General features: G+C 65.7%; 9 protein-coding genes and 1 pseudogene. 4 read left to right on the top strand and 6 right to left on the bottom strand.

Features of this window, described 5'->3' with window-relative positions:
- Positions 1-74: 74 nt before the first annotated feature.
- Positions 75-314, top strand: a pseudogene (locus AC5Y7D_RS26825) (hypothetical protein); the annotation flags it as partial.
- A gap of 96 nt (positions 315-410) precedes the next feature.
- Here the strand turns inward: AC5Y7D_RS26825 and AC5Y7D_RS26820 are convergent.
- The 4 genes from AC5Y7D_RS26820 to AC5Y7D_RS26805 form a co-directional block, all read right to left on the bottom strand.
- On the bottom strand, positions 411-1,376 hold the full coding sequence (locus AC5Y7D_RS26820) for an NAD(P)H-dependent flavin oxidoreductase (protein WP_499928824.1): 966 nt from the start codon (positions 1,374-1,376) through the stop codon (positions 411-413).
- Positions 1,366-1,770 (bottom strand): NYN domain-containing protein, encoded by a 405-nt coding sequence (locus AC5Y7D_RS26815; RefSeq protein WP_499928822.1) that lies wholly within the window; start codon positions 1,768-1,770, stop codon positions 1,366-1,368. The genes AC5Y7D_RS26820 and AC5Y7D_RS26815 overlap by 11 nt, the downstream gene beginning before the upstream one ends.
- Before the next feature lie 7 nt (positions 1,771-1,777).
- A complete protein-coding gene (locus AC5Y7D_RS26810; RefSeq protein WP_499928820.1) occupies positions 1,778-2,035 on the bottom strand; it encodes a hypothetical protein in 258 nt (85 codons plus the stop codon).
- Between the two features lie 82 nt (positions 2,036-2,117).
- Entirely contained in the window at positions 2,118-2,759 is a 642-nt protein-coding gene (locus AC5Y7D_RS26805) for a PE family protein (RefSeq protein WP_499928818.1), read from the bottom strand.
- Between the two features lie 358 nt (positions 2,760-3,117).
- On the opposite strand from AC5Y7D_RS26805, the gene AC5Y7D_RS26800 reads away from it, so the two are divergent.
- The 3 genes from AC5Y7D_RS26800 (at position 3,118) to AC5Y7D_RS26790 (ending at position 7,832) form a co-directional block, all read left to right on the top strand.
- Positions 3,118-3,453 carry a PE family protein gene (locus AC5Y7D_RS26800; RefSeq protein WP_499928816.1) on the top strand — a complete coding sequence of 112 codons (336 nt, stop codon included), beginning with the start codon at positions 3,118-3,120 and terminating at the stop codon, positions 3,451-3,453.
- A 148-nt stretch (positions 3,454-3,601) separates the two neighbouring features.
- A complete protein-coding gene (locus AC5Y7D_RS26795) occupies positions 3,602-4,915 on the top strand; it encodes a WS/DGAT/MGAT family O-acyltransferase (protein WP_499928830.1) in 1,314 nt (437 codons plus the stop codon).
- Between the two features lies 1 nt (position 4,916).
- Entirely contained in the window at positions 4,917-7,832 is a 2,916-nt protein-coding gene (locus AC5Y7D_RS26790) for an MMPL/RND family transporter (protein WP_499928814.1), read from the top strand.
- Here AC5Y7D_RS26790 and AC5Y7D_RS26785 read toward each other — a convergent pair.
- Both AC5Y7D_RS26785 and AC5Y7D_RS26780 read right to left on the bottom strand, forming a co-directional pair.
- Positions 7,821-8,501: a response regulator gene (locus tag AC5Y7D_RS26785; protein ID WP_499928812.1), complete on the bottom strand. Its 681-nt coding sequence runs from the start codon at positions 8,499-8,501 to the stop codon at positions 7,821-7,823. The genes AC5Y7D_RS26790 and AC5Y7D_RS26785 overlap by 12 nt on opposite strands.
- Complete coding sequence (locus AC5Y7D_RS26780; RefSeq protein WP_499928810.1) at positions 8,483-10,186, bottom strand: sensor histidine kinase; 1,704 nt, start codon at positions 10,184-10,186, stop codon at positions 8,483-8,485. The genes AC5Y7D_RS26785 and AC5Y7D_RS26780 overlap by 19 nt, the downstream gene beginning before the upstream one ends.
- Positions 10,187-10,227 lie beyond the last annotated feature (41 nt).

Here is a 10,227-nt window from a genome sequence, read left to right as displayed (position 1 = left end):
CCTGGACCACGGCCAACCCCGCATCAACACCTTCCACCACCCGGAGAAACTGTTCGCACCCGAGGACGACGAAAATGGAGACGAACCCGACTGACCGGAATCCCGGTTACGCTCATCGAATAACAAGCGCCGGTACCCGCGTGGCCGCGGGCGTCGTCGTTGGATTGGTGGCAGTGTCCGTGCCGGGATGCAGCAGCAAGTCGACAGTACGGCCCGAAGGAGCCACAAAGTCCGTCATCGACGTCGTCGCCAGGCAAACGGGTTTCCGGCCAACGGACGTCAAATGCCCGCCGGGAGTAGAAGCCAAAGTCGGCGCCGAGTTCAACTGTCACTTCACCGGACCCGAAGGCAAGCCGTACACCGCGCACATAAGATCACCAAGGTCGATGGTGAGACCGTCCTGTACGACGTCAAGTCCCGGCCGAGCTAGCCAGTCGGTCGGCGGTGGCAGCCAGTACCTGACGACACCCCGTCCACGTCCGGGCGATGATGTCGGCAGCCGGCGGCAGATCATCGATACGGCCGGCGACCTGACCGGTATTGGCGACACTGGCGTCCATATCGCCGTCGAAGTAGAGCCGCTGCACCCGCTGCAACGCGGCACCGCCCTCTTCGAAAGACGCTGTAGCATCCAGCTTCTCAGCGGCGGGAGTCCGGATCACGCGCATCATTCGCCGGCCGTCCAGGGGGAGTAGCACGGTCGAAGTCTCGTCGGCGCTGACCACTGCCTGCTTGAGATTGCGGTGCACGGGCGCGTCCGCCGAGGCCAGTAGTCGGGTGCCCATCTGCACGCCGTCGGCGCCCAGCACCAACGCAGCCGCCATGGATCGAGCGTCACAGATGCCACCGGCCGCCACGATCGGCACATCGACATGGGCCGCCACCAGAGGCAGCAGCACCATCGTCGAAGCGCCGAAGCGGTTCTTGAAGCCGCCTCCCTCAACGCCTTCCACCACCAGGCCGTCCACGCCGGCGTCGACGGCCTTCCTCGCCGCCGCCAGCGTGCCGACCACGTGAAACACGGTGATGCCGGCGTCATGCAGTCGGGCGGTGAACAGCGACGGGTCACCGGCCGAGGTGGTTGCGAAGCGAATATTGTTGGCGACCAACAGGTCTACAACGGCCGGGTCGCGGTTGAACAGCAGCGCGATGTTGGCCCCGACGGGCCGGTCGGTGATCTCGTGTACGCGCTGCAGATCGGCGCGGCCCTGCTCCGACGTGGTTTCGATGATGCCCAGCGCGCCGGCATTCGATACCGCCGCGGCCAGTTGCGCACCGGCGATGTAGGTCATCGGCGCCTGGACGATCGGGATGTCGATGCCTGCGAGAGCGCAGAGTCGGTTCGTGCCGGTCGGGGTTGCCGTATCAGTTGGCATGCGGCGCTCCGGGTTTGGCGTCGCGGGGGTCGATCAGGTCACGGAAGCCCTCGGCCCGGGACACCGACGCGCCGAGGAGCCGGACTCGCTCGGTCAGCGCCCTGTCCGATGTCACCACCCGAACTTCACCGGGCTGTTGGTCTGCCTGCACCAGTCGCACAATCTCGTCGTCGGCCGAATTCGCCGCTGCCCTGGGCGCATACGTCACCTCGATCACCGACGAGCGGATCGGAGTCGACGGCGGACGCTCAAACACCACCGTGACGACCTCGTGGTGGGGCTTGGCCCACTCGTCAAGCCTGTCCACCAACGCGGCCATGGCACGCTGACGATCCTTCCACCAGCCGTCCGGGCGACTCCCGATGACGTTCATCCCGTCGACGATCCACCGCACTCTGGGCTCAGAACCAGCGGCGGCGACGGGTTGTCCTGCTGTAGTTCTGGGCACTCTCCTCCAACGCTCCCAGAGCGTTGATGACTTCGAGCTGCGAAAGGATCATCAACCCGTTCAGCTGCTTGAGTCGTTCCGGGTTGGCGGCAATCGACTCTTCGTCGTCGACGTAGATGAGCAGGAAGTCTCGCAAGGCCTGGCTGCCCTTCATCCGCTCGGGAACCTTCATCTGCCGCAGGATGGTGGCCATCTCAGGCTCTTCGGTCACAACAGCGCTCCTTCACGTCGAGTTTCACGCGTTAGCGTATGAGACCGGACGGGGCTACGTCGCGAATGCGTGACGCGTCGTGTCAGAGCAACTGCTCGCCGAGCTGCTGTTCGTCCTCGCGGTCGTGCTGGCGGTCGTCTTGGTCATCAGGGGCAGAGGCCGATGCCAGACTCGCCTTGGAAGCGCCGCCAGAACTCCCCGCGCCGCTCATGCCGCTACCCAGCGGGGCCGCACCGCTCATCGCTGAGGAGCCGGCGTTGGCGGCCGCGGAGGTCATCGACGGCGACGTCGCCTCAGTGGCCAGACCTGCTACCAGGGGATTGCGCGCCGCCCCGGCAAGGTCGCTCTGCAACGCCGCGGCACCCAGCCCGCCACCGCCGCTGGAACCGGCCGCCGATCCGAAGCGGGACATCGCGCCGGAGCTGAAGGCCAACGCCCCGGCGGCCGCGTCGTCGGATTCGTTGTACATGCGGGCAATGTCGGTCAACGCGGTGCCGGCCCGCATCAATTCTTCTTGAGCCGCGGTGTTGGACGCCAGCATGGTGGCAGCCTCTTGCGCGAACGCCATCACCGCCTGCATCGAGACCTCTTCACCGCCGGCAGGTATCAGCCCGGTCAACACCGACATAGCCGCCGTCGAGCCGGCGCTGATGCCCTGGCTACCGATGTCGACCAACTGCGAACCGATGTCACCGGCGGCCGGATCGTGGTACATGGAATCCATTGCCATCTGCCTGCTGCTCCTGTGTGTTCGTGCGCGACGACCGCTGCAAAATGCGCCGGTCCGATCACGCTGGACAACAACTCAATTCTAAGGTCCCCGAGGGGCGTCCCGAAGCACTTTCTGCCGCCGCCACACCGACGGTGAGCACAATGCGCAAAAGTGAGAAATCGTCGCTTACTCCGACTATCGCCCACAAGCGCGACACGTCCGCAACCGCGCCCTAGGTTCAATCTCAACAAATAACGCGGTTTGTATCCCGAAGAACTCCGGAATAACCCGAGTTCTCGGCGGACAGCAGTGCCCACCGATTTTCGCATCGCGGGGGAAATTCGGCACAGCACAGACGAGGAGTAGACGCATGCAACCAATGACATTTCACCCGGTCGTCGGTGACATCGGGGGCCAGGTGGTCCAGATCGGCCTAAGCAGCCTCCAGGCCGGCGACCACGCACAAATCGCCATCACCGGTCTGCCGCCTGCGGGCGCCGACGAGGTATCGATGCAGGCTGTGACGGCTTTCCAGCAAGAAGCTGAATCGATGCTGGAGTTGAACCGAGCCGCGCAGGAAGAACTGATCCGGGCCGGCGTGGCTTTCACGCAGATTGCGCAGACCTATGCCGACACCGACCGGTCGGCAGCTGAATCGTTAGTTCTCAGCGCCCTTCCGATGTCGAATCCCTGGATCAGCCGGTAACGCCATACTCGAGAAAAGGAATACCACAATGACCCCATTCGCCCGGAGCCGAAAATGGCGCTCGCCGTTGCACGATTGCAGCGACAAGGGCACCGACAAGGGCACCGACAATGGCACCGACAATGTGATCGATCTCGCCGACCAAGCCATGTTCCTCGGTGAACGGGCCACCGGAGCCACCGGCCTGCTGCAGTGCGCCTGGGTCTACCACCGCGCGATCGACCTCGAGGGCCTGCGAACCTTCCACCACCACCTGCAGCAGGGACGTCTGCGCCGCTGCATCGAGCGCTCACCGTTGCCGTTCGGCCGCCACCGCTGGGTCTCCCCGCAACGCTTCTCCGACATCGAGATCGCCACTTCCGCACGCCCCCGGGCAGAGTTCGACGCGTGGCTCACCGAACAGGCCAACACCCCACTGGACGCCGAGCTTGGGCCCCCGTGGCATCTCGCCGTACTGCCGTTCTCCGAAGGTGGCGCAGGTGTGAGTCTGGTGCTGTCGCATTGCCTGGCGGACGGCCTCGGGCTGTGTGAAGCGCTGACGGCGGCCGCAACCGGCAATGACGGCACGATCGGCTGGCCCGCCGCCCGGTCGCGCCGACGCACTCGGGTGCTGCTCGCCGACATTCGGCAAACGGTGCGTGACCTTCCCGCTGCCGGCCGCGCCGTCGTTGCGGTGGCACGGCTGGCCTGGCGGGACCGCGGCGTTGCCGCGTCCGCGACGGGCCCGCTCACCCAGCCGGACAAACCCGTCGCGATGCCGATGACGACGGTCTTTGTCGATGCCGACGAGTGGGACGCCCGCGCGCACGCCATCGGCGGCACCAGCAACGCGCTGTTCGCCGCGGTGGCGGCCCGCCTCGCGCAGCGGGTGGGACGGGTCGCCGCCGACGGCTCGCTGGTGCTGGCGATGCCCGTCAACGAACGCATTCCAGGTGACACGCGCGCAAATGCGGTGACTAACGCCGACATCACCGTGCGGCAGGTACCCGATCCAACCGACCTGCGCGAGATCCGGGCGACCATCAAGCAGGCCCTGATCCGGCACGACGAGGTCCCCAACGAGCGGTGGGCGCTCATGCCGCTGGTTCCGTTCCTGCCGAAGCGACTGGTCAAACGACTGGTCGGAGTCGCTGCCGGTACCCCGAGCACCGTCGTCGCGTCCAACGTCGGCGCGATCGACCCCGCGGTTGCCCGCGCGGACGGCACGCCGTCGGACTGCTTCGCGATGATGTCACTGTTTCCCGGGGTGACGACGTCGATGATGCACAACACCGGCGGACGGCTGGCGCTTGCTTCCGGCCGACTGGACGGTCGCCTGTTCATCTCCGTCCTTGCCTATCAGCCCGGCGGACCCAATACCAATGCCCTGCTGGAACAGCACATTTCGAGCACACTGCGGGAGTTCGAACTGACCGCCGGTGCCGGCTGGCCGAACCCGGACCCGCTCGACGAGGCCGCGTGACATGCGAACCTGGGGCTGTGGCGCGTTCGCGGTGCTGGGTCGCGGGGTGGTGCGCGCGCCGTGGCTGGTGGTCGGCGCCTGGATCGCCGCGCTCACCGTGCTCATGGTGGCGTTCCCGCCGTTGAGCCAAGTAGTGGAAAGCCGCACGGTACAACCACTGCCGCCCAACGCGATGGCGGCAGCCGAGCAGATGGCCAAAGACTTCGGCGAATCCGCCGAGAACACTCTGGTGGTCGTGCTGACCGACGAGCGGGGCCTGCAACCGGCCGACGATGCCGTCTACCGCAAGCTAGCCGCCAAGCTGCGCGATGACACCACCGACATCACCACGGCGCAGGACATTTTCAGTTCACCGGCGCTGCGCCCGGTCATGGTCAGCCCCGACCACAAGGCATTCTTCATGGCCGTCACGCTGCGTACGCCCCCTGGGTCACCGGAGTCCTCGCAGGCCTACCAACGGATCAGCCGAATCGCCAAGCAGACCACAGCCGGTTCCGCGGTGCGGGCCGACGTGACCGGGCAGCCTGCCGTCCTCGGCGACCTGTCGATCACCACCGAGCACGACATGCACCTGATCGAGATCGCCACCGCGTTGCTGGTGCTGGGCATCCTGCTGGTGATCTACCGGCGTCCCGTCACGGTGCTGCTGCCCCTGGTCACCATCGGCATCTCGGTGGCCTCCGCCCAGCGGGTTGTCTCAGCGCTGACCCAGCTCGGGCTGGGCGTTTCAGCGCTGACAGTGGTCATGATGACGGCGGTGATCGCAGGCGCCGGAACCGATTACGCGGTATTTCTGATCAGCCGCTACCACGAGCACCTTCGGTCTGGCATGGACTCAGACCTTGCCGTGTGCACCGCGTTGAACTCGATCGGCAAGGTCATCGCGGCATCGGCGGCAACCGTCGCCGCCACCTTCTTCTCGATGGTCTTCACCCGCCTGCCCGCTTTCACCTGTGTCGGCCCGGCCCTTGCCGTGTCCATCGCGGTGTCCTTCGGCGCCGCTGTCACACTACTGCCGGCCGTCCTTGTGCTGGCCGGCCGACGGGGGTGGGTGGCGCCGCTGCGACCACTGACCGACCGAGTATGGCGACGCTCGGCGGTGCGCATCGTGCGGCGTCCGAAAGCCCATCTGCTGGTGAGCCTTTCGATACTGATCGCCTTGGCCGGCTGCGCCGCGCTGCTGCACCCGACCTTCGACGACCGTACCCAACTGCCGGCATCGGCGGAGAGCAACCTCGGCTTCTCGGCTATGGAGCGCCACTTCGGCGCGAGTGCACTACTGCCGCAATACGTTTATGTGCGTTCGCCGCATGACCTGCGCAACCCGCAAGCACTCGCCGATCTGGAGCAGATGGCGCAACGGGTGGCTGCGCTTCCCGATATCGCTGCGGTGCGTGGCATCACCCGGCCCGCCGGCAAGCCGCTCACTCAAGCAGCGCTGAGCTTCCAGGCCGGGGAGGTTGGCGACAGACTGCAGGCCGTCTCCACCCAGATCACCGACCGGAATACCGATCTCGACGCGCTGACCAGCGGAGCCGACGAACTCGCGAGGAACCTGGCGCAGGTTCGCGATCAGGTCACCGGCGCCGAAGGCTCGTTGACCGCATTGTCGGCCACGCTGACCCAGGCGCAACAGCAGCTGGAAGTCGCCGCGGGGCTGCTCAAGACCTTGCGCCAGTTCACCGACGCCGGGGTCGGCCCGCTGACCGGGGTCATGGATGCCGCCAGTCCGATGCTCGATGCCCTGGACAACAGCGCTCAGTGCGATGCTGATGCCAGCTGCCGCAGCGGGCGTCAGCAGCTCCGACAGCTCGTCGGCGCCCGCAACAGCGGTGTGCTCACCAGCCAGACCGCTGCTGTCGTGCGGCAATTGCAGTCTGCGATAAGTCGTCTGGCTTGTGTCCTCACGTCGGCATCCGGCCCCGCGGGCGTTCAGCGCAACATCGCCCACCTGCAAGAAGGGGCCAACTCACTGGCTGTCGGCAGCCGGCGACTTGCTCAAGGAGTGCACACGCTGGTCGATCAGACCAGGCAGATGGGGCTTGGCATGACCAAGGCCGCCGATCTGTTGCTGTCGATGAAGCGTGACGCCGCACAACCCTCCATGGCCGGGATGTACATCCCGCCACAGGTGCTGGATTCCAATGACTTCAAGAATGCCGCCGCCATGTTCATCTCACGCGACGGTCATTCGGTGCGCTATCTCGTCGAAACCACGTTCGCGCCGTTCAGCGCGTCCGCGATGAATCAGGACACGGCGATTCTCAACGCGGCGCGCGGTGAACAGCAGGGTTCGCTGGCGGATGCGTCGATATCGGTGGCGGGCACCACCGCGATGTACAACACGACACGCAGCTTCTACGACAGCGATATCCGGCTGGTTGTCATAGTGACCCTGCTGGTGGTCTTCCTGATCCTGGTCGCGGTGTTGCGGTCGGTTGTGGCTCCGCTGTATCTCATTGCTTCCGTCGTGATTTCGTACCTTTCCGCGGTCGGGCTGGGCGTACTGTTCTTCCAGTTCGTCTGCCATCAGGCCCTCTACTGGAACGTGCCGGCGATCGCATTCATCATGTTGGTGGCGGTCGGCGCCGACTACAATCTGCTGCTGATCACGCGGATAAAGGAGGAGTCCAGATCCGGCGTCCGCTCGGGAATCATTCGTGCCGTTCGATCCACGGGGGGCGTCATCACCTCAGCCGGCATCATCTTCGCCGCTTCGATGTTCGGCCTGATGTTCGGCAGCATCTCGATCATGGTTCAGACCGGCTTCGTCATCGGCATGGGATTGTTGATCGACACCTTCGTGGTGCGCACCATCACCGTGCCCGCGGTGGCGGCCATGATCGGACGGGCGAACTGGTGGCCAGCGGTGCGGTCGAACCGAGCCGTTCGCCGGACCGCGAATTCAGCGCCGTGACCGCGCCGCGGGATTCGTGGCGGCGAATTCTTGCTCCGGCCGCCCGGTTGTTCCGTACCGCAGCCCGACGCTGACCTCGCCCGTGGTCGCCAACGCCGCCAGATACCGCTGGGCCGTCGCCCGGGAGATGCCGATCGCCGCGGACACCTCCGCCGCCGACATCGGCGACTCGGCGGAATGCAGTGCCTGTAGCACAAGCTTTTTGGTCGGCGAAGCCACTGTGGTGGGGGACTGCACCGGCACGACCCTGGGACGCAGCGCGTCCAGCGCCGAGTCCACGTCGGCTGCGCTGAGATTCGGGCTGGACAGGATCTTCCGGTAGCGCGAATAACCTGACAATCGCGCCGCCAGTTCGGTAGTGGCGAACGGCTTGACGAGGTAGCTCACCGCCCCCGCCGCCATTGCGGCTCGGACGGTGTCGGCTTCGGTGGCCGCCGTGAGAACCATTGCGTCAGTGCGTAATTCGCGGACGAAGTCGATGCCGGAACCGTCCGGCAGGTATACATCGACCAGTGCCAGGTCGACCGGGGCGGCCTGGCGCGCGGCCGCCACGGTATTGGCGGTCGCGGCCACCGTGAAACCCGGCATCGCGTCGACGACGCCCGCGTGCATATTGGCGACGCGGAAGTCGTCGTCGACCACCAGCACAGTCAGGTCTGCTCCGCCCATTGCTCCTCCTCAGCCATCACACCGGGCAGTCGCGCGATGAACTCAGCCCCCACCGGCCCCTGCCGTGCACCCGGATTGCCCGCACTGGCCAGCCGCAGCTCACCGCCCAGGGCACGGCTGATCTGGCGCGACAAGGCAAGTCCGATACCACGCCCGCCCGGTATCCCGGAATCGGGCTTGGTTGTGGTGCCCTCGTTGAAAAGCTGCTCGACGAAATCGGGCGCGACGCCGTCACCGCTGTCGGCTACGGTGACATGGAGCGTCGAACCCTCTTGCAGTAGTTCGATTTCCACCTCTTTGGCGGGATTCGCACCGGAGCGGGCGGCGTCGATCGCGTTGTCGATCAGATTGCCCACCACGGTAGTGACATCCACCGGGAGTTCCAATCTGCCAGACACCCAGGTGTTCTCACCGATCTGGAGCGTGACGCCGGCCTCGCGGGCGGCCGCTGCCTTGGCCCCCAGGAACGCTTGCAGGTGGTTGTCGCGGATGGATTCGATTCCGGGCAGCGCGGAACCGAGCGGGCCGGAGCCGAGCAGTTCCTCCAGGTAGGCCAACCCGTCCTCGACGTGCCCGGTGTGCAAGAGCCCGTTCAGCAGATGCAGCCGGTTGGCGAACTCGTGGCGCTGAGCGCGCAGCGCGGTGCTCATCACCTGCACTGCATCGAGTTGCCGCGTCAGTGACTCGACATCGGTACGGTCACGCACCACCAAGACGGTGCCCAGTTGACGACCATCGCGCTGCACTCGGCGCGCCGAGACCACGACGATGCGCTGCCCGACCGTTGCCAGGGCGGGCGCCGCGTCAGCCGACTTGAACACGTCGAGAATGCGCGGTGTCAAACCGATTTCGTCGATTTGGCCGCCCAGTTCGGTGCCGATCTCCAACAGCCGGCACCCTTCGTCGTTGACGAAAGTGATGCTGCCGGTCTCGTCTGCCGCCAGCACGCCCTCTCCGATGCCGTGCAACACCGCCGCCTGGGTGCGCACCAATTCGGCCATCTCGGCAGGACGTAGACCCAGGGTCAACCCTCGCCACCGCCGCGCCAGCGCAATCGAGCCCACCACACCGATCAGCAGGGCGGCTCCGCCCAACGGAGCCAGGACCCGCAAGTTTTTGGAGAACTGTTCGTCGAACTCCTTGGTGGAAATGCCGACGCTGACCATGCCCAGCACCCGATTTGTCCCCGGTTCCACCAACGGCACCTTGGCAACGATCGACCGACCCAGGCTGCCGGACTCATGGATCACCTCTTCCTGCCCGCGCAGGGCTGTCGAAGGATCGGTGCTGACCCGCAGGCCGAGTTCGTCGCGGCGGGGATGGGCAAGCCTGATGCCCTGGTCGTTGGTGATGACGACGAACAACACGTGAGTTCGCTGTTCCACCCGCGTCGCCACCGATTGAAGCGGTCCGGTCGCCAGTTCGTTGCGCAGTTGGGCAGGCGCAGTTTCCGTCGGACTCGCGGGCAGGTCTTCGTAGCGTCCGATGTTGTTCAGCACGGTCGGCGACGAGGCCACGACGCGGGCGATATCCATTGCGTGCACGCCGTATTGCAGATCAAGTCGATGGCGATTGAACTCAACGAACAGCCCGAACGCCACGATCAACGTCAGGGTGATCAAGACCAGTTGCAGCAGCAGTATCCGGCTGGCGAGCCGCAAGTCGATGCGACCCCTGGTGGGCATGCAGGGACCCTACCACGCCCAGTGAGCACAATGCGCAAAAC

It is taken from the genome of Mycobacterium sp. NGS49 (assembly GCF_059812565.1).
This window is presented reverse-complemented; position numbering and strand designations above follow the sequence as displayed.